General features: G+C 35.5%; 23 protein-coding genes. 19 read left to right on the top strand and 4 right to left on the bottom strand.

Going from position 1 to position 24468, the window contains the following annotated elements:
* Positions 1 to 12: 12 nt before the first annotated feature.
* Positions 13 to 456 (bottom strand): DUF948 domain-containing protein, encoded by a 444-nt coding sequence (locus BKP56_RS02785; protein WP_072693621.1) that lies wholly within the window; start codon positions 454 to 456, stop codon positions 13 to 15.
* Between the two features lie 196 nt (positions 457 to 652).
* On the opposite strand from BKP56_RS02785, the gene BKP56_RS02780 reads away from it, so the two are divergent.
* The 8 genes from BKP56_RS02780 (at position 653) to BKP56_RS02745 (ending at position 9980) form a co-directional block, all read left to right on the top strand.
* A complete protein-coding gene (locus BKP56_RS02780) occupies positions 653 to 1174 on the top strand; it encodes a PTS sugar transporter subunit IIA (protein WP_072693620.1) in 522 nt (173 codons plus the stop codon).
* Between the two features lie 157 nt (positions 1175 to 1331).
* Positions 1332 to 2045, top strand: coding sequence for a response regulator YycF (yycF, locus tag BKP56_RS02775; RefSeq protein ID WP_072693619.1), 714 nt, complete (start codon positions 1332 to 1334; stop codon positions 2043 to 2045).
* 6 nt (positions 2046 to 2051) lie between these two features.
* Entirely contained in the window at positions 2052 to 3908 is a 1857-nt protein-coding gene (walK, locus tag BKP56_RS02770; protein WP_072693618.1) for a cell wall metabolism sensor histidine kinase WalK, read from the top strand.
* Complete coding sequence (yycH, locus tag BKP56_RS02765) at positions 3905 to 5221, top strand: two-component system activity regulator YycH (protein WP_198033976.1); 1317 nt, start codon at positions 3905 to 3907, stop codon at positions 5219 to 5221. Before walK ends, yycH begins: the two co-directional genes overlap by 4 nt.
* Entirely contained in the window at positions 5211 to 6116 is a 906-nt protein-coding gene (locus BKP56_RS02760) for a two-component system regulatory protein YycI (RefSeq protein WP_072693616.1), read from the top strand. The genes yycH and BKP56_RS02760 overlap by 11 nt, the downstream gene beginning before the upstream one ends.
* Positions 6117 to 6251: 135 nt before the next feature.
* Positions 6252 to 7064, top strand: coding sequence for an MBL fold metallo-hydrolase (locus BKP56_RS02755; RefSeq protein ID WP_072693615.1), 813 nt, complete (start codon positions 6252 to 6254; stop codon positions 7062 to 7064).
* 161 nt (positions 7065 to 7225) lie between these two features.
* A complete protein-coding gene (gdhA, locus tag BKP56_RS02750) occupies positions 7226 to 8572 on the top strand; it encodes an NADP-specific glutamate dehydrogenase (protein WP_072693614.1) in 1347 nt (448 codons plus the stop codon).
* Between the two features lie 217 nt (positions 8573 to 8789).
* Positions 8790 to 9980: a S1C family serine protease gene (locus BKP56_RS02745; RefSeq protein WP_072693613.1), complete on the top strand. Its 1191-nt coding sequence runs from the start codon at positions 8790 to 8792 to the stop codon at positions 9978 to 9980.
* A gap of 446 nt (positions 9981 to 10426) precedes the next feature.
* Here the strand turns inward: BKP56_RS02745 and BKP56_RS02740 are convergent, their stop codons facing one another.
* Positions 10427 to 10849 (bottom strand): organic hydroperoxide resistance protein, encoded by a 423-nt coding sequence (locus BKP56_RS02740; protein ID WP_072693612.1) that lies wholly within the window; start codon positions 10847 to 10849, stop codon positions 10427 to 10429.
* A 122-nt stretch (positions 10850 to 10971) separates the two neighbouring features.
* Here BKP56_RS02740 and BKP56_RS02735 point away from each other — a divergent pair, with 122 nt between their 5' ends.
* The 7 genes from BKP56_RS02735 (at position 10972) to BKP56_RS02705 (ending at position 17662) form a co-directional block, all read left to right on the top strand.
* On the top strand, positions 10972 to 11403 hold the full coding sequence (locus BKP56_RS02735; RefSeq protein ID WP_072693611.1) for a MarR family winged helix-turn-helix transcriptional regulator: 432 nt from the start codon (positions 10972 to 10974) through the stop codon (positions 11401 to 11403).
* Between the two features lie 11 nt (positions 11404 to 11414).
* Positions 11415 to 11894, top strand: coding sequence for a 23S rRNA (pseudouridine(1915)-N(3))-methyltransferase RlmH (rlmH, locus tag BKP56_RS02730; RefSeq protein ID WP_072693610.1), 480 nt, complete (start codon positions 11415 to 11417; stop codon positions 11892 to 11894).
* A gap of 355 nt (positions 11895 to 12249) precedes the next feature.
* A complete protein-coding gene (locus BKP56_RS02725) occupies positions 12250 to 13707 on the top strand; it encodes a DEAD/DEAH box helicase (RefSeq protein WP_072693609.1) in 1458 nt (485 codons plus the stop codon).
* A gap of 483 nt (positions 13708 to 14190) precedes the next feature.
* Positions 14191 to 14640: an NAD(+)--rifampin ADP-ribosyltransferase gene (arr, locus tag BKP56_RS13835; protein WP_198034015.1), complete on the top strand. Its 450-nt coding sequence runs from the start codon at positions 14191 to 14193 to the stop codon at positions 14638 to 14640.
* Positions 14641 to 15087: 447 nt separating this feature from the next.
* Positions 15088 to 16167, top strand: a complete 1080-nt coding sequence (locus BKP56_RS02715) for an IS30 family transposase (RefSeq protein ID WP_072693607.1) — start codon at positions 15088 to 15090, stop codon at positions 16165 to 16167.
* Between the two features lie 238 nt (positions 16168 to 16405).
* A complete protein-coding gene (locus BKP56_RS02710) occupies positions 16406 to 16933 on the top strand; it encodes a hypothetical protein (protein WP_072693606.1) in 528 nt (175 codons plus the stop codon).
* Positions 16934 to 17119: 186 nt separating this feature from the next.
* Positions 17120 to 17662, top strand: coding sequence for a hypothetical protein (locus BKP56_RS02705; RefSeq protein ID WP_232226923.1), 543 nt, complete (start codon positions 17120 to 17122; stop codon positions 17660 to 17662).
* A 211-nt stretch (positions 17663 to 17873) separates the two neighbouring features.
* On the opposite strand, the gene BKP56_RS02700 is transcribed toward BKP56_RS02705, so the two are convergent.
* The gene (locus BKP56_RS02700) at positions 17874 to 19205 is read right to left on the bottom strand and encodes a dihydrolipoyl dehydrogenase family protein (RefSeq protein ID WP_072693605.1); all 1332 of its coding nucleotides are present in this window, start codon (positions 19203 to 19205) and stop codon (positions 17874 to 17876) included.
* Between the two features lie 268 nt (positions 19206 to 19473).
* On the opposite strand from BKP56_RS02700, the gene BKP56_RS02695 reads away from it, so the two are divergent.
* Positions 19474 to 19782 carry an MGMT family protein gene (locus BKP56_RS02695; RefSeq protein ID WP_072693604.1) on the top strand — a complete coding sequence of 103 codons (309 nt, stop codon included), beginning with the start codon at positions 19474 to 19476 and terminating at the stop codon, positions 19780 to 19782.
* Between the two features lie 74 nt (positions 19783 to 19856).
* Here BKP56_RS02695 and fabV read toward each other — a convergent pair whose 3' ends face one another.
* On the bottom strand, positions 19857 to 21053 hold the full coding sequence (fabV, locus tag BKP56_RS02690; protein ID WP_072693603.1) for an enoyl-ACP reductase FabV: 1197 nt from the start codon (positions 21051 to 21053) through the stop codon (positions 19857 to 19859).
* A gap of 282 nt (positions 21054 to 21335) precedes the next feature.
* Here fabV and BKP56_RS02685 point away from each other — a divergent pair, with 282 nt between their 5' ends.
* The 3 genes from BKP56_RS02685 (at position 21336) to BKP56_RS02675 (ending at position 24446) form a co-directional block, all read left to right on the top strand.
* Positions 21336 to 22076 carry a hypothetical protein gene (locus tag BKP56_RS02685; protein ID WP_156849203.1) on the top strand — a complete coding sequence of 247 codons (741 nt, stop codon included), beginning with the start codon at positions 21336 to 21338 and terminating at the stop codon, positions 22074 to 22076.
* A 103-nt stretch (positions 22077 to 22179) separates the two neighbouring features.
* On the top strand, positions 22180 to 22884 hold the full coding sequence (gene gloB / locus BKP56_RS02680; protein WP_072693601.1) for a hydroxyacylglutathione hydrolase: 705 nt from the start codon (positions 22180 to 22182) through the stop codon (positions 22882 to 22884).
* 716 nt (positions 22885 to 23600) lie between these two features.
* Positions 23601 to 24446: a ComEC/Rec2 family competence protein gene (locus tag BKP56_RS02675; protein WP_072693600.1), complete on the top strand. Its 846-nt coding sequence runs from the start codon at positions 23601 to 23603 to the stop codon at positions 24444 to 24446.
* Positions 24447 to 24468: the final 22 nt, after the last annotated feature.

The following is a 24468-nucleotide window of genomic DNA, read 5'->3' as shown; positions in this document are numbered from 1 at the left end:
ATACTTGTTTAATTAGTTTTTATAACGTGCTTTTTGCTTTTCGATCGTTCGCTTGAATGCTAAGTTAAATGTTTTAGCAATTACTGGACCCTCTGTTTTCAGTTCATCTACAGCGTTTTGTGCTATTCCTTTTGAATAATCTCCACCGTGTTCTTTTAAATAAGTCAATGAATCATTCAAACTAGAAGCGTGGGTAGATAATTCGTTAAATCTTTGCATTTTGATGTTTGATACTTTCTGTAAATCTTCGACTCTTCCCATAATCTTGTTTACTTTAGTTTGGACAGCGTCAGCTTCCGTAGTAAAATGTTCAATATGATCTTGGACCGTGGATTGAGTTTCTTTAAAATTTTTGAGCGTGGGTTTGACTTTTTTAAAGGTAATGATTCCGATTGCTATAAGAGCAATTAAAGCTATACCTAAAATAATCAAAGCGATGATATATCCTAATGACATAGTAGTCCCTCCTTTACTTCTAAACTATTATTAAATTTGCTATCTATATAGATAGAATACCACGAACAGTATCTTAGCAACAAACAGAAGCTACGGTTTAAAAGATATTGCTTGAAATGGCTTTAATTGTTAGAATAGTAGCAACATAAAGTACTTAGATAACTATCATATATGTAGGGATAAAAAGGAGAAAATAATGAACAACAAGAGAATGAAGGATTCTGAAAGTGAAATAGGAGAAATGCCGAATTCTCAGCACAAGATAGAACTGTGTGCAGTCTCAGATGGAGAAGTTTTGTCCATTGAAAATGTTCCAGATAAAGTCTTTGCTCAAAAAATGATTGGAGAAGGTTTTGCAATAAAACCTGTATCCGAGACTGTAGTGGCTCCCATCAGTGGAAAGCTGATTGAAGTCGCAGATGCCAAGCATGCTTACTACATCGAAACCGAAGAAGGAATAAAAATCCTGATTCATGTGGGAATCAATACCTTGTTATTGAATGGCGAAGGTTTTTCTACGAAACTGGAAAAAGGCGATAAAGTAGAAAAAGGAAAAACACTGGTTGATTTTGACGAAGAATTAATTATTAAAAAAGGATATAATCCCATTATTTCAGTTATCGTTTTAGATAACGAGGATGTGCAGATGAATCAAGAAGTATTTCCTGCAAAAGGGGTTATTGCGGGAGAAACAATTGCAATGGAGTTAAATTTTTAGTGATTTAGAAGAAATGGATACTTATTGGATGAATCAAGTTCTGATGGTGGTTTAACATGAAAAATTGAACCGAGTTCATAGGTGCTGTATAATTGATTGTAAGTTAGTTGATATACAAATTGATGATTAAAAACATGTTTCTGAGGAGGAGCATCACTTGAAAAAAATATTAGTGGTAGATGATGAAAAGCCAATTTCAGATATAGTAAAATTTAATCTTGAAAAAGAAGGATTCGAAGTAGTTACTGCTTATGATGGGGAAGAGGCGGTAGAAAAAGTTGAAGAGAGCACCCCGGATTTAATCGTGTTAGATTTAATGCTGCCTAAAATGGATGGATTGGAAGTTTGTCGAGAAGTCCGTAGAAAGCATGATATTCCCATTATTATGGTAACAGCTAAAGACCAGGAAATTGATAAAGTGCTGGGACTAGAGTTAGGAGCAGACGATTATGTAACAAAACCTTTTTCTAATCGTGAGTTAGTTGCTCGGGTCAAAGCTAATTTGAGACGCCAATCCTCTGTACCAACTGCAGAACCCGAAAAACCGGAAACTAACGATATAGAAGTAGGAGACTTAACGGTTCATCCAGATGCTTATATCATATCTAAAAGAGGCAGTACGATTGAATTAACGCATAGAGAATTTGAATTGTTACATTATTTAGCAAGACATATTGGACAAGTTATGACGCGGGAACATTTATTAGAGACCGTTTGGGGTTACGATTACTTTGGAGACGTACGTACTGTTGATGTAACGGTTCGTCGATTGAGAGAGAAAATCGAAGATAATCCGAGCCATCCTAATTTTTTAGTAACTAGACGTGGTGTAGGGTATTATTTAAGGAATCCTGAACAACAGGAGAAATAATCGTATATGAAAAAAAAGATTCGTTTTTACCAATCTATCAATACAAAAATCGTATTTATTATTGTAATGTTACTTGTATTCGCCCTACAGATCATTGGGGCGAATTTTATTACCCAAATTGAACGACAATTAGTTAACAACTTCGAAGGGGATCGTCAAACTCAGATAACCTTTTTGGAAAGTGCGATTCTCCCTTTACTCGAAGCTTATGAAAGTGATGAAGATGCTGAAACAGATCCAAGAGAACAAATTAATGATCTTCTTATGGAATTTTCGGGGAGTGGCATTACAGAACTGCAAGTTATAGATACGAATATGGTCGTTTTAGGAATCAGCGACAGTACACAACAAGGAATGCTTGGACAGATTTCCACGGATGCAGATGTGAGAAGTGCACATCTAAACGGAGATACGGTAACTAGACAAGTCGAAGATGCCGCTTCTGGAAGAAGATGGAAAGTTGTGGAACCTATTTTCTCGAACGCCGAGGATCCTGAATTTCTAGGTGTCGTCTTGATGGAAAGTAACATTGAAGATGTTTATAATCAAATCTCACAAATTACCCGAATTTTCTTGCAATCTTCAGCCGTAGCAATTGTACTTTCTTTGATTTTAGCAAATATGGTTTCGCGCGCGTTGACTAAACCAATCAAAGAAATGCAGACACAGACACGTGCAATTGCTGAAGGAGATTATTCAGGTACCTTAAAAGTATATGGTGAAGATGAATTGGGTCAATTAGCTTTTCTAATCAACGAACTTTCGGACGAAGTCGCTGAAGCACAAGAATCGATCGATTCAGAGAGACGTAGGTTAGACAGTGTCTTAACGCATATGACAGATGGGGTTATTGCAACAGACCGACGAGGAAAGATTGTAATCGTCAATAGTATGGCTGAAACGATGCTGGACGTGACAGGTAAAGAAGCCAACGGAAAAAGTTTACTAAAAGTATTGGATGTAGAAGAAGAACTTACACTTAGACAAATATTAGAAGAACAAGAAGATATTCTGATCAGTGGATCAACCATGGGTGTACCGACAGTTTTGAGAGCTTCTTTCTCATTGATTCAAAGAGAAACAGGATTTATCAGTGGAATCGTTTGTGTATTACATGATGTAACAGAGCAAGAGAAAATAGAAGAAGAACGAAAACAATTTGTGTCTAATGTTTCTCATGAATTAAGAACTCCATTAACAAGTATGAGAAGTTACATTGAAGCATTAGCAGATGGAGCATGGGAAGATCCCGAACTAGCGCCACGCTTCTTAGAAGTTACCCAGAACGAGACGGATCGAATGATTCGAATGATTCAGGATCTATTGCATCTTTCAAGAATTGATGCAGGTAAAAGTGAATTAGATGTAGAATTAGTCGATATTACTGAATTATTAGATCACGTGTTAAATCGATTTGATATGCTGATTCACTCTACAGAATATGAAGATAAAAAGTATAATATAGAAAGACATTTACTAGATCGACCTGCTTTTGTAGAGATAGATACTGATCGAATGATTCAGGTTTTAGACAATATTATGAATAATGCATTGAAGTATTCTCCAGATGGTGGAACGATAACGGGAAGAATGCGTCAGACAGAAAGAGCTGTCATTATCAGTATTAAAGATGAAGGAATGGGAATTCCTAAAAAAGATTTAGTAAAAATCTTTTCCAGATTCTACCGTGTAGATAGAGCACGTTCACGAGCTATGGGTGGAAGTGGATTAGGATTAGCGATCTCCAAAGAAGTCGTTGAACAACACGGTGGACGTATATGGGCAGAGAGTGTGGAAGGAAAAGGTACAACATTCAACCTGTCTCTTCCATATGTGCCGTTTGAGGAGGATGAATGGTCGTGACTTGGACACATATAAAACATATATTACTCGGCGCGCTCATTGTTCTTAGTTTGTTCTTAAGTGTCAGTTTGCTGACTACGGGTAGCCAGTCTAATGAACAAACGACTTCAAGTGGAGGATCAACGACGCCTGCTCTAGTCGACCGTTCGAGTTCCGAAGTTTTTTCTCCCAATCAAATAATTTTACATGAAGCTTATGATAGTCATCAGCTCGCTTCATTGGCAGACACTCAGGATTTAGTTGAACAAAGCTATCAAACGATGAGATTCAGTGATGTTCAAACGCCTAAAACACTCACGCGTTCAGAATATCAGCAAATAGTTTATGAAGACTCATGGGTAGAATTTGTTTTTGATGAAGAAATTCCTTTTGGTTTATTTAGTGAACGGTTTGAAGATATTCCTTCAGATTACGAAAATCGTACTTTTGACCGGGTCTTATTTAATTTAAACGATCAAGATAGAGTGCTGTTTTATAATGATCAGGAAGAATTAACCTATGAGTTTGAAGAAGTTATGATTCCTGAAGATTTATTAGCAGGTTTTCGAGATACTGAAGCGATTCATTATACAGAAGCAACAGGACTTGAGTTAAACCAAATTATTTACGTACCAGATACGGAAATGAGTTTGTCTTATGAAAATTATATAGTTGAGCGTTTGCCGGATAGACTGTTTATCAGTCAATTTTTTGAAGACACATCGGAAGTAGATGTCAGATCTACCTTGAACGGGCAACAATACACTAGCTTGACAACAGAAGTAGTTATTAACGATGAAAATTATACTCTTTCTTATTTACGTCAGAGAACAAATCAGGAAGAACTATCTCTGACTGAACGTTTGTCTAATAGTTTTCAGGAATTAGCAAAAGTGGAAAACTGGAAAGACAGATCAAGGTATGAATCATATGATCCATCTACTGGGGAAGTAATTTTTCAACGTTATCTTGATGGGATGCCTGTATTTAGCGATCAACAGCTTGATTCACAAGTTGCTTTGACAGTAGACGGAAGTGGAATGAAAAATTTACGTATACCATTGAGAGTTGCTCAGACGCCAATCTCATTAGACGGATATGATGAAAAAGAGTTGGCAAGTGGAAGTGAAATTGCTGGAAACTTAGAGGCGGCAGGAATCGACCTTTCTACCATTACGGGATTAAAAGTAGGACTGACATGGGAAGAAAGTGAAGAAGACGAACGGGTGATCCACTTTGAACCTGACTGGTATATTAATGTAGAAAATGATAGTAACTGGTATACAGTCGATCAATTTATGGAGTTACAGGAGGGATCACTCAATGGACTTTAAAAAAATTGAAAATATCTTTCTGTTAGCTTTTGTACTATTGAATATTTATCTTTTAGTGAGTTTTATCAGTAGAACGGATCTTCAGTATGCTACAACGAATCCTACACAAGATTTTACTTCTGATATGCGTGATAGAGGAATTGAGTATCCACAAACGTTGCCTGAAGTTGAATCAGAGGTTTATTATATGCAGGCAGATGCTAATATGCTTCTAGAAGACAATGCAGAATCTTTAGAGAACCAAGCTGGATCTATTGATTCAGAAGGAACACTTTATACTAGTATTTTATCCGATCCTATCGAATTAGAAGGTAATCCTGAAGATGGGTTCACAGAAGCAGATCTGACTTTGTTAGATGAATTTGTCAATAGTTCGTCTGTCCTGTTTGGAGAGCAGTATGATTACCTTAGATATGATAGAGAGGGGAATCGATTCATCTACGGTCAGATGGTAAATGGTATTCCTATCGGAGATGGGACTTCTGAAATTTCTTTATATTACGGTGGTGACGGGAATATTATTTCTTACCAGCAGACTTATGCTGGTCCAATGAAAGAACAAGGCTCTTCTGATGAACTGATTACTGCTGAAAGGGCTATAGAGATTTTATTTCAGAATAATGAATTAGCATCGGGATCAAAAGTAGAAACCCCTATTCTAGCTTACCAGAGAACATTAAATTTAGAAAATTTGAGTATGTATGGACCGATATGGTTGGTACCTGTTACAAATAGCAATGAAAGTGAAGTTTTTAGAGTAGATGCAGTAGATACTAATGGAAGAATATTATCTGATCCTACAGATACTCCTGCGTTAGAAGAAAGTGATGAATCAGAAGACGCATCCTCAGAAGATACATCAGAGGTGGAAGAGCCAATTGAAGCAGAAGAATAATTTCTTTTCTCTAGAAAATTTGAATATATGAGTAAATCAAGAAGCCGTTTAGCATTCGATTAAACGGCTTCTTGATTTAGTAGATCGGTTTATTGTAAGATAAACAATGACAATTGACCAGAGAGGAAATTCTAAATGTTAGAAGCTGAACAATCTGGATTAAAAATAAGCGTATTGGCCAGCGGAAGTACTGGAAATATCACTTATATTGAATCAGATAAAATAAAAATATTAGTAGATTGTGGATTCAGTGGCAAGAAAGCCATTGAGTTACTGAAGCAGATTGATCGTCGTCCAGAAGATTTGAATGCCATTTTGGTTACACATGAACATAGTGATCACATTAAGGGTGTTGGAATCTTGGCACGTAAATATAATTTAGATATCTATGCAAACCAAAATACGTGGAAGGCAATGGAACCTAAATTAGGTAAAATAAAAATAGAGCAAAAGCATCACTTCGATATGAATAAGACTATGACGATTGGTGATATTGACGTATCAAGTTTTGGGGTATCTCATGATGCAGTAGATCCCCAGTTTTATACTTTTCAAAAAAACAATAAGAGATTTGTTATGTTGACAGATACTGGATACGTTAGTGATAACATGCGTGATTATGTGAAAAATGCAGATGCGTATTTATTTGAAAGCAATCATGATTTAAGCATGTTGCGAATGGGTCGTTATCCATGGTCTCTCAAGCAGCGCATTCTTGGTGATAAAGGACATCTTTCCAATGAAGATGGCGCATTGGCACTCGCTGAAATCGTCGGTGATAGAACGAAGAGAGTTTATTTAGGACATTTGAGTAAGGAAAATAATCTGAAAGAAATAGCCCATTCCACAGTAGAAGAGATTCTTAAGCAAAAAGGTACTGGTGTGGGTCATGACTATACTTTGTTCGATACAGATCCTGTAGAAGCTTCGCCATTATTCATGTTATAAAAAAAAATAGGAAATCGAAAGTGGGCTTTTTATATAAAAGCCTGCTTCTTTTTTATCATTTTTGTCAGATAATTGCAATGTTATAATGAAAAACTTCTTAAAAATAAATAATTATGATAAAATGATAAGAAGCATTTATTTAAGAAGGAGCTGTGAATAGATTGACATCTAAATCGTACATTGAGCAAGTATTAAGAGAATTAAAAGAAAAACATGCAGAGAAAAAAGAATTTATTCAGGCGGTAGAAGAATTTCTGCCAACATTAGAAATTTATCTTGATGAACACACAGAAATAATTGAAAAAAATCTGTTATCTCTGATTGTTGAACCAGAAAGACTAATCCAGTTTCGTGTACCTTGGCAAGATGATAAGGGGAAATGGCAAGTCAACCGAGCTTATCGAGTTCAATATAATTCAGCAATTGGACCTTATAAAGGTGGTCTTAGGTTCCATCCTACTACAAATGAAAGTATTGTAAGATTTTTAGGATTTGAACAGATATTCAAAAATAGTTTAACTGGGCTACCGATCGGTGGTGGAAAAGGTGGAAGTGATTTCGATCCTAAAGGAAAATCGGATTCTGAAGTTATGCGCTTCTGCCAGAGTTTTATGACAGAATTCCAGAAACATATTGGTCCTGATATCGACGTACCCGCTGGAGATATCGGTGTTGGAGGAAGAGAAATCGGATTCTTATTTGGACAATACAAACGATTGAATGGTTATACAGCAGGAGTTTTAACAGGGAAACCACTTAATTCATGGGGGAGTTTAGCGCGAACAGAAGCGACTGGTTATGGACTAGTTTACTTTGTTCAGAACGCTTTAAAAGATAGACAAGATTCACTAAAAGATAAGAAAGTTGTTGTGTCGGGTAGTGGAAATGTTTCAATCTATGCAATTGAAAAAGCTCAAGAATTAGGTGCTACAGTACTGACATGTTCAGATTCTTCTGGATATATTTATGATGCTGATGGGATTGATTTAGATCTTGTAAAAGAAATTAAAGAAGTTCGTCGTAGTCGAATCAAAGACTATATAGATGTTCATACGGATGCGGTATATGTAGAAGGAGAATCTGTTTGGACATTAAAAGAAGCATATGATATTGCCTTGCCGTGTGCTACCCAGAATGAAATTGATCTGAATGCAGCTCATGAAATTGCTAAAGCTGGAGCTAAAATAGTTGCTGAAGGAGCTAACATGCCATCTAGCAAGAAAGCTATTGATTCTTACAGTAAAAATGGCATATTATACTGTCCAGGAAAATCAGCTAATGCTGGTGGTGTAGCAGTATCTGCACTGGAAATGGCGCAGAACTCTGCACGTTTACCGTGGACATTTGAAAAAGTAGATAGTGAATTAAAGATTATTATGAAAAATATTTATATAGTCTGTAGCGAGACAGCTTCTAAATACGCTGAAAAAAATAATCTTATGGCAGGAGCGAATATTGCTGGATTTGATCGTGTGATTCAAGCAATGATTTCACAAGGACTTGTATAAGAGAAATAATACTTTAAAAGACTGTGATTCTGCTTAATCAAGTAGAATCACAGTCTTTTAAAAGAATAAAATCAAAAAAATATAGATTCTTCACATATTATGTTAAAATACGTTTGACGTAGAGCGATTTATTCAATGTTCATTCAATAAAAATTCAAAATAAAATTGTACAATCATATCGAAGGTAAGATAATATGTTGAGAGGGGAATTATAACAATGCATAATATAAATTTTAAAAAACTTATGGTAGTAGGAATGACTGCTAGTTTATTGGCAGGATGTGAGGTTGCTGATCAGAGTCAAGAAGACGGTGGAAATGAAACAGGGAATGTAAATGAAGAAGGAGATGTAGCTGTCTCAGAAGTGAATGTAGATGCCTCTTCGGGTGTTACGGATGCAGTTAGTACCATTGATGATGCAGTTGTATCAGTAATCAACATGCAACAAGCAGCTGAAAATCCATATGGATGGTATGGGAGTACTCAGGATGGTGAAGAGACAGAGGATGAAGAAAGTTTACAACAAGTAGGAACAGGTAGTGGTGCTGTTTACAAAGTAGATGGAGACACTGCATATGTTTTTACGAATAACCACGTTATAGAAGGTTCAGATGCAGTTGATGTTTTGTTGAAAGATGGTACAAGAGTCCAAGCTGAAGTAATAGGAGCTGATGTATGGACAGATTTAGCTGTGTTGACTATTGATTCAGAAGACGTTAGTTCAGTTGCAGAATTTGGAAATTCTGAGGAGCTTGCAGTAGGGGAACCAGCCATAGCTATTGGATCTCCACTTGGAACTGACTTTGCCTCATCTGTAACCTCTGGTATTATTTCAGCAGTTGAACGTTCAGTACCAGTTGATACAGATGGAGATGGAGAATACGATTGGGAAATGACAGCTATCCAAACAGATGCAGCAATCAATCCTGGGAACTCTGGTGGACCATTAGTGAATATAGCTGGACAAGTTATTGGGATAAACTCAATGAAAATTTCTACTTCGACAGTTGAAGGAATGGGATTTGCAATACCAAGTAATGATGCAGTAGATATTATTAACCAGTTAGAGGAATCTGGAGAAATTACGAGACCTGTTTTAGGAATCGGTATGGTTGATTTGGCTATGATCTCACAACAACAGCAAGAATCTGTGCTCAACGTACCTGAAGATATAGCAGGAGGAGTTGTAATTGCTGAAGTAACGAGTGGAAGTGCAGCAGCAGAAGCTGAATTAGCACAAAATGATATCATAGTAAAATTCAATGGAGTAGATGTAACAAACGGAATAGAATTGAGACAACAAATCTACGATACAGAAATAGGAGACAATGTTGAAGTTGAATATTATCGTGACGGATCTCTAGAGAAAACAACAATTAATATGAGAGCATCTGATCAGGCACTATAGGAAAAATATTTTAAGAGCACATCTACTAAAAAGATGTGTTCTTTTTTTGTTCTGTGTATAAGTATGTGGACTTTAAATTTAAATTGTGGATAAATTTTGAAAAGAGACTAAAAAAACAATATATTTCTGAAATAAAGTTATCCACAAATTTAAACAGCGTTGTGTATAAGATTAATGACTAACCAGTTTTTACCTAATAAAAGGTTGATGTATAAAGGTTTTAGGTCGTTTAAAAATTGTGAGAAAACAAATTAGACATGGGGATAACTTAAAGTTATTTTAGAAAATATTAGGCGAACAAATAGAAATATGAGAAGTAAAAAACGAAAATTAGGGGAACAATCCTGTGGATATGTGTATAAGTGTTGGGGATAACTGTGCACAATAGTGGAAAAGAAGACCCCACTTTCTAAAAAAAGTAGGGTCTTAAGTATATAGAGGAATTTTTATTTTGCAATTGCTGTTTTTTTGACTTCTACGTTACCATTGATTGCTCGTGAATAAGGACAAATTTGGTTGGCTTTTTCAACTAGTTCTTCAGCCTCTTCTTGAGTGACACCTTCAATTTCTGCTGTTAATTCGACTGCTAATCCAAATCCTTCGCCAGCTTTTGCTATGCTAACTGCAGCAGTTACAGTAGAATTGATTTTTTTCTTAGCTTTTCCGGCAACTAATTGAAGTGCGCTATCGAAACATGCTGAATATCCAGCTGAAAATAACTGTTCAGGATTTGTTTTTCCTTCTTCGCCTTGGCCACCTAATCCTTTAGGTACTGTTAATTCTAAGTCAAGAACGTTATCTGAAGATTTAACATGTCCTTGACGACCTCCAGTTGCTGTTGATGAAGCAGTATATAGTGCATTTGTCATATAAATCACCTGTCCTTTTACTGATTTTGTGTACAATTAAATTGTACACAACTTAATGGTGGAAGTCAAACTATATAAAACTTCTTTTTAAATTGTTATACTGTTATAGAGGAGAGATGAATATGGCAAATGAACTATTAAAACTAGAAAATCAAGTATGTTTTTCATTGTATGCAACGACAAGACAGATGACTAAAATATATCGTCCTTTATTAAAGGAATTAAATGTAACGTATCCTCAGTACCTAGCTTTGCTTGTACTTTGGGAAGTCCAGATAATTTCGGTAAAATCTTTAGGGAATCGGTTATTTCTTGATTCAGGAACTTTGACACCAATGTTAAAACGAATGGAAGAAAATGGACTAATCACTAGGGTAAGATCAACAAACGATGAACGAGTGGTGGAAGTCAGCTTAACAGAAAAAGGAATAAAGGCGGAGAAAAAAGCAGAAAGTATTCCAGTTAATTTTATTAAGCACCTAAACCTCGAAGAAGAGGAATTCTCACAATTGAAAAAAATATTAGCTAAAATGATGAATAATTTTGATAAATAAGGAGGGAAATAATGGATATAACAGTTATTTCAGTAGGAAAATTAAAAGAGAAATATCTGATCAATGGAATTGAAGAGTACGCCAAAAGATTAAGCGCGTATACAAAATTCAAAAACATAGAAGTCGCTGATGAAAAAGCCCCGGAAAGTTTGAGTGCAGCTGAGATGAAACAGATTAAAGAGAAAGAAGGGCAACGAATATTAGCTAAAATTCCTGACCAGGCATATGTTTATTCATTAGCTATTAAGTCTAAAGAGCGTACATCGGAAAACTTTGCTAATGAAATACAGCAGTTGATGATCCACGGAAATAGCAGTATTGTATTCGTTATTGGGGGATCCCTTGGATTGAGTGAAGAAGTGCTGAATCGAAGTGACGAAACCATCTCCTTTGGCAAAATGACTTATCCGCATCAGCTGATGAGACTGATCCTAACAGAACAGATTTATCGTGCCTTTAGAATCATGCGTGGGGAACCGTACCATAAGTAGATAAGGATATATTTAGAGAAGTAACAGATTAAAGATATTCTTGACAAGATAAGCGGTATGATAAACAGCATAAAGAATTAAGCATAAGCAGAAACTTTGCATTGGCGGGTTTCTGCTTTTTATTTTTCTTAAAAAATGTTGAAGGATAATACGTTTTTAAAAGAAAAGTACTGGCTAAGTTTCTTTTAAATTAGAGCGTTAGCAACAACAAACTTTAGAAGCGATAAAAGTGTTTCATGATTCAAATTAGAATGGTAGACTTTAGACTGCAGAAGAGTCTGCTTATTTTAAAAAATTGTAAATCGTTTAAAATCTATTATTAACCATTCAGCAAAGAAAAAGAAAGCAGGAAAATATGAATCATACATCATTTGAAACATTTGGGATCAGTTCTGAAATCCTAAAAGCACTAACGAGTTTACGGTACTTCAATCCGACAGCGGTACAGGAATCGGTCATTCCGTTGGCATTAAAGAGACAAGATATCCTCGTCGAGTCCCAAACTGGCAGTGGTAAAACCGTTGCTTTTGGTATTCCACTGTGTGAACAAGCAGAGTGGGAAGAGAATAAACCTCAAGCCTTGATTTTGGTCCCAACTCGGGAGTTAGCGCTCCAGGTCAAGAACGATATCATGAATATCGGTCGATTGAAGCGAATAAAGGTAACTGCGGTATTTGGTAAGTCTTCCTTTAAAACACAGAAATCCGAACTGAAGCAAAAAAGTCACATTGTTGTCGGTACTCCGGGTCGGATCCTAGAGCATTTAAAAGATAACACATTAGTAGTAGATAAAGTCAGCAGCTTGGTCTTAGATGAAGCAGACGAAATGCTCAATATGGGGTTCATCGAACAGGTAGAAGACATTATTGATTACTTACCAAAAGAACGACAAACGATGCTGTTTTCTGCGACCATGTCATCAGAAATCAATCGTCTGACCAGTTTTTATATGAGTCCTGACCGTGCTTCTGTCAAAATGGAATCCTCAATAGAGAATACTCCCAAAATTTTACATTCTTATATCAATGTTGAAGAAGCAGCTAAAGAAAAGATATTGTTAGACCTATTAACAATTGAGAATCCGGATGCCTGTATCATCTTTTGTAATACGAAAGATGTGGTAGATGGTGTTGTAAGGCATTTGGACAAAGCCGATTTACCCATCGATAAATTGCACGGCGGAATGGATCAAGACGATCGCTTAGACGTAATGAATGAATTTCGCTCTGGGAAACTTCGTTACTTGGTAGCCACAGACGTTGCTGCTCGTGGAATAGATATTGACAATGTGACGCATGTCGTCAATTATGATGTTCCTTTTGAAAAAGAAAGCTACACGCATCGGACAGGCCGGACAGGTCGAGCAGGCAAAACAGGACTCGCGTTAACGATGGTCAGTGAGAATGACCGAACACGCTGGCAGGAAATTCGTGAGTATGCCTTCGATGATAACCATGAGATTACGGAAGTATTTGCGCCTAATGATCGCGTGGTCACTCGGGCAAAGGCAGCTTTTGAAAAGAAAATAAAAACACGCATTGCACCGAAAATCGCCCGTAATAAAGAGCTGAACAAGTATATCACTAAGGTTTACTTTAATGGTGGCAAAAAGAAGAAGCTACGTGCTGTTGATTTCGTCGGAACATTGACGAGTATTAGAGATATATCAGCTGAAGATATCGGTATTATCACGATTCAGGAAAATGTCACCTATGTTGAAATCATGAATGGTAAAGGACCTTACGTCATTTCTGAAATGCAACATCGCAAGGTGAAAGGGAAAGCTTTAAAAGTAAGTAAAGCACGCAAGTAAATAGAAGAGTCATTTGATAAAGCATTTAAATTAACTATTTAAACTTAAGAGTACCTCTATAAGTTATAATGATAATCGTAAAGATTTAATAGGGATTTAAAAAGGCAGCTACCGTTGATACCGGGAGTCGTATCAATAGTAATGATAAAAATTCAGATATTTAAAATTAGGAGGGAAAAGAAGATGAGAATGAAATTTGACCCAAGTAACCCTATTATCCAGCTCTGTATGAAAGGGATGGCTCTAGAAGAAAGTGGTAATTTGGATGGTGCTATCGAGGTTTTTCTTAAAGCATGGGATCAATCAAGGGATGACTATGAAAGGTTTATTGTAGCTTATCATTTAGGATTAAGACAAAAAAATGCCGACAATAAATTAAAATGGATGGAAAAATCCTTGGTCTTTGCTCTAAAAATTAATGATGAGAATGTTAAAAGTGCTTATCCAACTTTGTATTTAAATATCGCTAAATACTATGAAGCAATGAGTGATACTGAAAATGCTAGAAAAAACGTTGAATTATCGTATTCACATCAAGGTAAACCGACTGACGCTGGTCCTTTTTATCATGGGGCAAAGGCAGATTTACAAGTTGGCGATTTGCTGACAGCTGGGAATAAATCAAATTATGAAAAAGATCTTAAAATGAATCACATCTATTTCACAGCAAACATCAATGGTGCGGGACTTGCTGCAGCACTAGCAAAAGGGGAAGGAAACGAACGTGTTTATATTGTAGAACCTATCGGTGAGTTTGAAAACGACCCTAATGTAACGGACAAGAAATTCCCTGGTAATTTAACTCGTTCTTATCGCTCACAAAAACCTCTAAGAGTTTTGGGAGAAGTAACGGACTGGGAAAAACTGACTGATTCACAACGACAGGAATGGGATGAAAGACTGGCTAAGAATAAAGGGGAAATCATTAACTAAAACTACTATCACGTAGTGCAACGCATGGATTATATTAGCATTCACAGTTTTCTATCAATTTCATTCGTTTCGAATGGTACGGATATTCTTACCATAAATATTAATAAACAAATTCTTTAACAATTCTATAGCGATTAAAAACCTCAGTTACCTGAGATATGGAGAGCTGTATCATAAGTGAATGAGATTTTTGAAGAGCACACTATTTTTCGAATTTTGAAAAATAGTGTGTTTAGTTTTATTCCATTTAAGAAAATTGGTAAAAGTAGAATTACTTAGGTAAAATGTATATGAGGTATGTTTTTTATAAGAAGTGATTACATATAAAGTTATTATGCTGGATTTTATAATGAAGTTAGTCACCTGAGCTAACATACAAAAAACGCCATGTGAATTTCATGTTATATTGAAGTTACCACTAACTCTCAATAGACAGGATGAATTCACATGACGCACTCTAACGATAACACATTAGCACGTAAAGGAAAACACTTATCATACGCAGAGAGGGTTCAAATAGCTGTGTTGAAGCAGGAAGACTACTCCAATCGTCGCATTGCTGATGTCATCGGGCGAGTTCCTCAGACCATCAATAATGAAATCCAGCGCGGAACCGTTACTCAACTAAGACGTCAAAAGCAAAACGGTAAGATCTACGATTATTATGACGATGTATATGATGCTGATGCTGCTCAAGCTGACTATGATAAACAGCGATTGAACTGTGGCCGGCGGCCAAAATGGGCCGATACAGATGCGTTCATTGAATGGGCTGATGAGAAAATGCTGGATGATAAATGGTCCCCTGATACTGTGGTTGGTTTTGCTAAAAGACATGAATTGTTCGATGCTTCAATTATCCCTTGTACAACCACGCTTTATGGCTGGATAGATAGAGGAATTATGAGAACGAAAAACATTGATTTGCTGGAAAAGTTATCTCGGAAACCAAAGGTTTCTGCTCAAAAGAAACGGCCAAATAAACGCGTTCTCGGCCCATCGATTGATCGTCGACCAAAAGAAATCGATACCCGTGAATCGTTTGGTCACTGGGAAATTGATACAGTAGTAGGTAATAAAGAAAAGACCGATGCTGTACTGCTCACTTTGGCTGAACGACAGACCCGATTTGAAGTCATCTTAAAAGTAAATGGAAAAGATCAGGAATCGGTTAATCAGGCGATTCGTGACCTTCAAAAACGATCAGGTCATACATTCTCTACATTATTTAAAACGATAACATCTGATAACGGTTCTGAGTTTGCAGGACTTTATGAGGCCTTAAAGGATACTTTAGACATCTATTTTAGTCATCCCTATGCATCGTTTGAACGGGGAACAAGTGAGAACCAGCATAAATTCATTCGTCGTTTCATTCCCAAAGGGAAGCCGAATGGTCGAGTCTCAGAAGCACAATGCTTGCGTATACAACAATGGATGAACGATTATCCCAGAAAAATATTGGATTATAAAACACCTCATGAGTGTTTCGTCAATGCCTTACGATTAGAAAAGCAAGTGGCTTAACCCGTGAGGGCTTGACAACGAGCCTCCTTCGACATGATTTTAAAGCTGTAGAGCTGGCTGAAGCCAGCTTGTCAAAAGACTATCATGTCTCAGCTCATTATCAAGCCCTCACTACACAGATAGTAACCGTCAAATATCGCATGAAATTTAGTTTTACTAAGTGGCTAACTTAAACTTGAAATTTTGGATAAAGTTATTATTCAAAAAGTAATAAATTTTCTGTATAAGGAGAATTGAAGTGAAAAAACATATAGATCGCATATTGATACTGTCAAGTATGGTAATTCTTTCAGCTTGTTCAGATTCAGAAAAAGCGTCACCAAATAAGATAAGTACAGAAGAGTCTACTATGCAGAGTAGTGAAGAAATCTCCGCTATCCGACCTGAAGAAGTGCCTTCTATAAAACTTGTAAATGCAAAAGACGGTTTATCAACAGGATTTGACAGTGTTTATGAAGAGGTATTTTGGGACACTACTGAAAATGACATCACTTATAATTTTCCTGAAATCCATTCAGGAGATGTAGAAGTTGGGGACAACATTCTTATTGACTGGAGTATGCTGAATCCAAAACCAACTGAGGTTAGTTTAATTGAAGTAAAAAATGATTCTGAGAAAGTTAATGAAAGAAGTATTATGAAGAGTACATCAATAAACATTGGTATCGATGAAGCAGAAATTGGCAAACAATACGCAGTTCAATTCTCATGGAAAAAAAGAGAAGAACTTATTGGGAAAAGTATGCTGAATTTTAAATTTGAATAAGGTATTTTTACATAGAGATATACTGGATCTCAATCGCTAAAAATTAATAAAGAAACATAATTCGAATATAGATTTTATGGAAATTTTATGTATCAAAAGTATATGGATATAAGAGTAAAAAATGCTAAATAATATACTTTGGAGGCGATTATGGTTAATAAATTATTATTAATTGGATGGTAAGGTTTGATATTAGGTGCTTGTTCTGCCGCAACCGGTAAGGAAGAAAGTTCAGAGAATACAACAGAAGTGGCCGTAGCAGAAACTGTAGAAGAAGTTGAAGAAAGAAGTATTGTAGCTAAGGAGATTACAACAACCTTTTATCCAGAAGTAACTAAATTAAGACATCTTACCGAAGAAGACCTTGAATGGTACGATATAATTATAACAAGATTAAATGCTATAGATGATTTCTCAGGTGATCAGAAGACTGTCTATGAGATAGCCGAAGAATATGGAGAAGACCCTGAAGAGCTGTGGTTTAATTGGTTAGAGATTGTTGATGCAAAATGGTACGGTGATAATGGTGATTATGCTATTTTGACAGAGGCCTATAATAAATTAATGACTGAAATTCTTGAAAAAAACATTGTGGGGGAAAAGATCGAACATTCTAGCGGTAGATCTGATTTAGATGGGGATAATTTAATGACTTTTGTACAACACAAGCTAGACGTAGATGGAAAACCTTACGAAATTACTTATGTAATTGAACACAGAAATAATTGAGTTTAGTGTTAATGGGAAAAAGATAGATTTATAGATATATTATATTTAGTTACAATCCTTTTAAATATTTCGATGCTGTCAAAAACATCATTTAGGTGTATCAAGGAGAACCGTAGCAAAAGTAATTGAGATTTTTACTATTAAAAAGGTTGATTCTCTGTTTTCAATCAGAGAATCAACCTTTTGATTGCTTATATGTTGTGTTCTAAGATTAAGAATATAGTGAAGATAAGTCACTGGCAATTGTTGGATAAGCAAAGATATGCTTAGCGACTTCTGAACCAGAAACTTTTTTCTCAATCAGCTGGCTGAAGTAATTGATCAGTTCATCTGCTTCATTATTTAAACAAGCTGCGCCGACTAGTAGACCTGTTTTCTTGTCAGTGATGACCTTGACTTTTGAAATAGGTTCATTGGTTCTGTGATAGCTGAACCACTTAGTGACATCAATGGTGGATAGTTCGTAGTCATCATTACTTTCGTCAATCACTACACCGATTTGAGCTAGTTTAGGACCAGAAAATACCATCGTAGGGATGCTTGGATACGATATGGATGCAGTCTCTTTTCTAGTCAGATAAGAGACTACATAACTTGCTTCGTAACTACATACAGGTGTTAGTTTCGGTTGGCTTTTAGATAAAATATCTCCGATTGCAAAAATAGCTGGATTGCTGGTTTGGAGAAATTCGTTAACAGTAATGCCTTTTTTATCATATTCTACTCCAGCGTTCTCAAGTTTCAGTACGTCTGTGTTCGGAATTCTTCCTGTAGTGCAGAACACTAAGTCAGTGTTTAATTGAAAATTTGAATCATCCATTAATGAATAACCAATTGACGTTTTTTCAATCTTGGAAACTTCTATATTTAGATGGAAAGTGACCCCTTTAGATTTTAATTGTTCCATTAGCAGGTCAACTAATTCACGGTCAAACGCTTTAAGTGGTCGATCGTTGTGTTGAATAACGTGAACTTTAGCTCCAGCGGCATTTGCTATAGCCGCAAATTCAAAAGCGATATAACCGCCACCCACTAAAGTAATCGTCTCAGGCATCTCTGGAAGAGATAAGAAGTCATTGCTCGTTAAAAAATGCTCTTTTCCTTCAATATCTAGTATAGAAGGACGTGCACCAGCAGCGATGACAAATTGTTCTGCTTTTAGTTCATTTTCGTTTACTTTTAATCGATGCTCATCGATAAATTCTGCTTTTCCAGTAAAGGTTTTTACGCCGGCTGATTCCAGACTTTCTTTGCTTCGTTTCGGTACAGGTGAAGTAAAAGTTTCTTTGAATGCCATTAACTCTGGCCAATTAACTTTAGGGACAGTATTTATCCCTTTCCCTTGTAATTGTTGAATATGATCCTTAGCTTCAACCGCTGAAACCAGTACTTTCTTTGGATCACAACCTCGGTTCGGGCAAGTTCCACCCCATAAATCTTCTTCTATTATAGCGACTTGCTTACCGGCTGATGCTAAACTAGAAGCTGTTCCCATTCCAGATACACCACTACCAATGACTATTATATCAAATTCTTTTTCCATAATGCCAATCTCCTTTACTGAACCTTTTTCTGCTAATTCTCTGTACACTCTTTGTAACACACAAAGTGAGATAGTAAAAATAAAATAACTTGTAAGAAATCCTTTTATTCAAAATAACTGAAAATATAAAATCAAAAAGGAAATACATTAAATACTTTTTATTTTAGTCAGTAATCTTATACAATAAGGATATGTGAGGTAAAGTAACCTCAAATTAATAATATACAAACTGTATTAATGGATTTTTTAAAAGTTTCGAGGTGAAAGAATGGGTCGTATTTTGGATGAGAACTTGATTTATGAAGTGTTATCTGTAGTTGATGAGATTCCAGAAGGTAAAGTTGCGACTTACGGTCAGATTGCGAGACTGATCGGGAGAGAAAAGAATGCTAGGCTTGTCGGTAGAGTATTGAGTATGGCTGAATTTTATGGAAGATATCCTTGTCACAGAGTAGTCAATCATGCAGGCAGACTGGCACCGGGATGGAAAGAACAGAGAGAATTACTCGAAGCAGAAGACATACCGATGAAAAATACTATGTATGTTAACTTAAAAATGTGTCTATGGGATGAATGACGATATTCCACAATATTTAAAAAAAGGTTATGGCGACTATAGCCATAACCTTTTTGATTTAGTTTGTTAAGGAATTAATATTTCAACGCTTTTAATTCATCTATAGTAATGTCTTGCTCAACATAGCCGTCGACCATGAAACCACTTAAATTTGAGAATTCTTTATAAAAGAGATCATAAGCAGTCAGATCCGTATTAAAGTTACCTTCATTGAGTTTTAGAATCAGTTCTTTTGTTTTAGCCTGTGTATCGCTATCTAATTCCCAGCTATCGGGTCTTAAACGACCAGTTTCATCGTATTCAGGATTGTTTCCATAAATCATGTCGCGATAGATGCGGTCCTGGTGCATGATCGGTGTTTCATGAGTGCCCTTTTCTTCCATGACTTTGTAAAGACCGATGCAGTATACAGGGAAAAATGGAATAACTGAACTTGCTTTAGTCGTAACAGCAGTAGCCACTACTATCAGCGCTTTACCATTTATGTCAGCCAGTAATTCATTAATATTTTCAGCTTTGTCATCACAATCTGCTTTAGCACGCCCCAGTGTACCTCCACCATAGTAAGGGTGATTAAGCTCTGTTCCTAGATATGAATAATTAGTCGTTAGAACACCATCAGCTAACACATCTGCTTCTTTTAATGCTTTCATCCATAATTCCCAGTCTTCTCCACCCATTACTTTAACAGTATCATGGATTTCCTGATCTGTTGCAGGATCTAGTGTTTCAGTATAAAATGCTTCATTTTGCATGTTGATGTTCGGGCCTACCACTGGCTCTCCAATTGCTTTGATGGAAGAAGTATAGGTCTCTTTTGTATCGGGATCTGTTCTTCTTCCGCTGGCTAAACTATAGACAACTAAATCAACTTTACCACCGAATTCATTTTTAATGTAGTCGATAACTTCTTGTTTGCTTTCATGACTGAAGGCGTCTTGTACAAAGTTTTTAGCAATCAAACCTTCTTTTTCAGCTGCTTCTTTAAAAGCAATGTTATTGTACCAGCCAGCTGTACCTAGATTTTTTTCATTTTTTGGTCCTTTTTCAAACGAAACACCGATGGTATCTGCTCCTGCTCCAAAAGCGAGATTGATACGGGTAGCTAATCCATAACTTGATGAAGCGCCAATAATTAATACCTTTTTAGGACCTTCGTAAGTTCCTTTGTTTTTTACATAATTAATTTGGTTTAGTACTTCTTGTTTAAGACCAACAGGATTGATACCCAAGGCAACATTTCCACGAATATTTTGTTTAAAATTCAGCATGATTCATTTCCCCCATTAAATTGTTATAGTAATATCATATCAGAAAAAAGAATTCTAAGAGAAATTACTTATCAAAAATTATATTTCAAATGAAAATTTAAAAAATATGATCAGATATTTAATTAAATAGAGTATAGTAATATCAAGTGTGCACCTAAAAGAATGGCCAAAGGATAATATCCTATAGATAGTTGAAAAATTAATGATCTTAAGAAGTTGAAAATTAAAACAAAAATGCTAAAACTATTTGTAGAAACCAAAGTTCATTAATAAGATCACTTAATGACTCAAAAATTAGGAGTTGCTTTTTATTTGAAAAAAATCAAATTAATTTTATCCTCTATTTTTTTACTGGTTGTTGCAGTTATATTCACTTTAGGAATCTTTATATTGATTAATGAGATTCAAGAAATGCTCTTTGTACCAGATGATTCCTTAATGTGGACCTTCAATTATCCAGCGTCACTAGGTATATTTATTTATGAAGTATACTTAATTTTAGGTATGGTTTATGTTTTTTGTAAGAAATTCAGGAGTATATATAAGGAGTTTCGGCCAAGAAATGCTTTTATGAACAAGAACAGAAGATCCAAATTTAGGATATTTATTGCTATAAACGTAATGTTATTTTATATGATCATTTCATCTGTTACGGTTATAACTGAGAACAGAATCATTGATTATTCCTTTTTACATCCTCAAGGTCAAGTATTTAATTATGATAATATAATAAAAATTAATACAGGAGTGTATGGAAGGAATTCACTTATCCCAATGAAATATTCTAAAGGAGAATTTTTTTACATTCTCGAATTAAAGAATGGTCAAAAAGTTCACTTAAATAGGGTGTGTGGAACGAAAGATGATGAACATGATTTTTTGGTTATTAGAAGAATTGATGATAAACTTGTGAATAGAAGTACACTTAAAGTTTCCAGTATGGGAAATTTCGAGCGTACTACTGACTATTTAGACAAAATTTATACCGACAAGATACAAGATATATTAAAGAACACGAACTAAAGTAGGACAAAATTAAAAGGATGTACCAAAGTTTCTATTTTTTGAGGGATTCTTTCTGAATAATAAAATACATAAAAGCAAATTGAACAAGGGAGAGATAAATGTGAATATTCATCCTATAGAAGCATTTTCGGATAATTATATCTGGGTTATTGAAGAAGGAAGCGAAGCAATAATCGTTGATCCAGGAGAATCTGAAGGCATTTTACGTTATTTAAAAGAAAAGCAATTATCACTTAAAGCGATCCTGCTAACACATGAACATAACGATCATATCGGTGGGGTCAAAGAAGTATTGGCTAATTATATCGACACACCAGTTTATGGACCAGAGGAAACAGCTCAGCTAAATGACTACACTGTTCAAGATGGTGATTCCTTCGAATTACTGGATCACAGTTTTAAAGTCTTTAAAACAGCAGGTCATTCCAGCGAACATATTAGTTTTTTGATGGATAAAAACTTATTCTGTGGCGATGCATTGTTTTCTGGAGGCTGCGGTCGAGTATTCACAGGAGATTATGAGGCGCAATATGACACTTTACAGAAATTCAGAAATTTGGACGATGATGTACGTGTCTATGCGGGTCACGAATATACACAAACGAACTTGCGATTTGCACAATCTATTGAGCCGGGAGACAAGTCAATTCTGCAAAGTTTGGATGAGGTCAATGAACTGAGAAATGAAAACCGCCCAACGTTACCTTCTACAATTGGAAAAGAAAAGCATATAAACTTATTTCTAAAAGCCGAAACGTTAGAAGAATTTACTGATCTACGTAAAGCACGAGATAACTTCCAATAAAGAAGTTAGATAATGCATAGCTTACCTACAATAATGAATAAATAATTTTGCCAAGAAGAGAAGCAGCACTATTATAAAAAGTTCGTTTATTGATATGTTAGAAAAACACTTTCAATTAAAAACATTACCTGAGTAAATCTATTCAGGTAATGTTTTTTTGATGTAATCATATATATACATGGATGAGGTCTTATATAAGTTTTTGTGAGGACTGATTTTACAGTTAGGTTTATTGATGAAGGCAAAAGCAGGAAAAGCCATAGAAAAGATTACGTTGAACATAATTTGCCACATAATTTCCACAAAGTTCTATCAATTTTTCGGGGATTCTTTTTTATATTCCTTATAAAATAGGAATATAAAAAACGAAAACTATCCAAATTCCATATTATTTTAATAATGGCTTTTAGGTCAGGTCTTATAGAAGCTGCAGAGATAATTCATTCTGTTTTCAAGTCTCAGGAGGTGTATGACATGAAGAAGCCGTTTGTTATTATTCCAGCAATCAATTCAGACCAGCAGTTTTTTTAACAGGAACAATGTTTATTATTTTCAGTTGCATTCTGCTTTTTTTGACAATCCTAAAGACATAGATAGAGAGCAAAATTGTTTCTAAACAAACAAGAGAATTGATTGATAATATTTTAAAATCTAGCTGGTAGCCATATTTTAGATTTATCAAATATTGAATACTGTATAAGAAAGGAAATGACTAAATGAAGCATCTAAAAGTTAAAAAAATTATGAAAAGAATCATCCTTTTGATTCTCTTAATCATGTCCTTATCTGTAGCGGGTTGTTCAGCTCAGAACGGAAACAGTACTGCAGATAATCTAGAAATAACCTTTTTTAAGATTGGAAGCGCAGATAGTATATTATTATCAGATGGTAGTCAGACTGTACTAATTGATACTGGAGAAGAGGAAGATGGAGAAGAAATCATTGATTACTTAGAGAGTGAAAGGATTGAGACGATTGATTATCTAGTAATTACGCATTTTGATAAAGATCATGTAGGTGGTGCTGATACTGTGCTTAATGAAGTAGACGTACAAAATGTACTCGTGCCAGATTATGAAACAGACAGCACAGATTATCAAGAATTTCTTACGGCAATGGAAGACAACAATCTTGCACCGACTGTATTGACAAAAAAACTTTCTTTTTCTAATAGTTCAGCGAGTTTTACTATTTATCCTCCTGAACTAAGTTCCTATGAAAGTGACAATGATTATTCCTTGGTTGTGAGTGTGGAACATGGAGAAAATCGTTTCTTATTCGCTGGAGATGCCGAAGCTGTTCGTTTGGAAGAACTGATGAATCAACTAGATGGAGAATATACACTTCTCAAGGTGCCGCATCATGGACGCTATTCAGAAAATAGTACTGATTTTTTCACTAAAGTTAGTCCAGAATATGCAATTATTACTAGTTCAGATAAAAATAAAGAAGAAGTAGTAGTAGTTTCTGCACTTGAGAAACTTGGAACAACTGTTTACTTAACAAGGGAAGGGAATGTTCAAGTGATAAGTGACGGAGAAACGATTCAAGTAACGCAATAGCTTATAGATAAAACAATCATGA

It is taken from the genome of Marinilactibacillus sp. 15R (assembly GCF_001895285.1).
GTDB classification, from domain to species: Bacteria; Bacillota; Bacilli; order Lactobacillales; family Carnobacteriaceae_A; genus Marinilactibacillus; species Marinilactibacillus piezotolerans.
The sequence above is the reverse complement of the archived record's forward strand: the minus strand, read 5'-3'. Positions and strand labels throughout refer to the sequence as shown.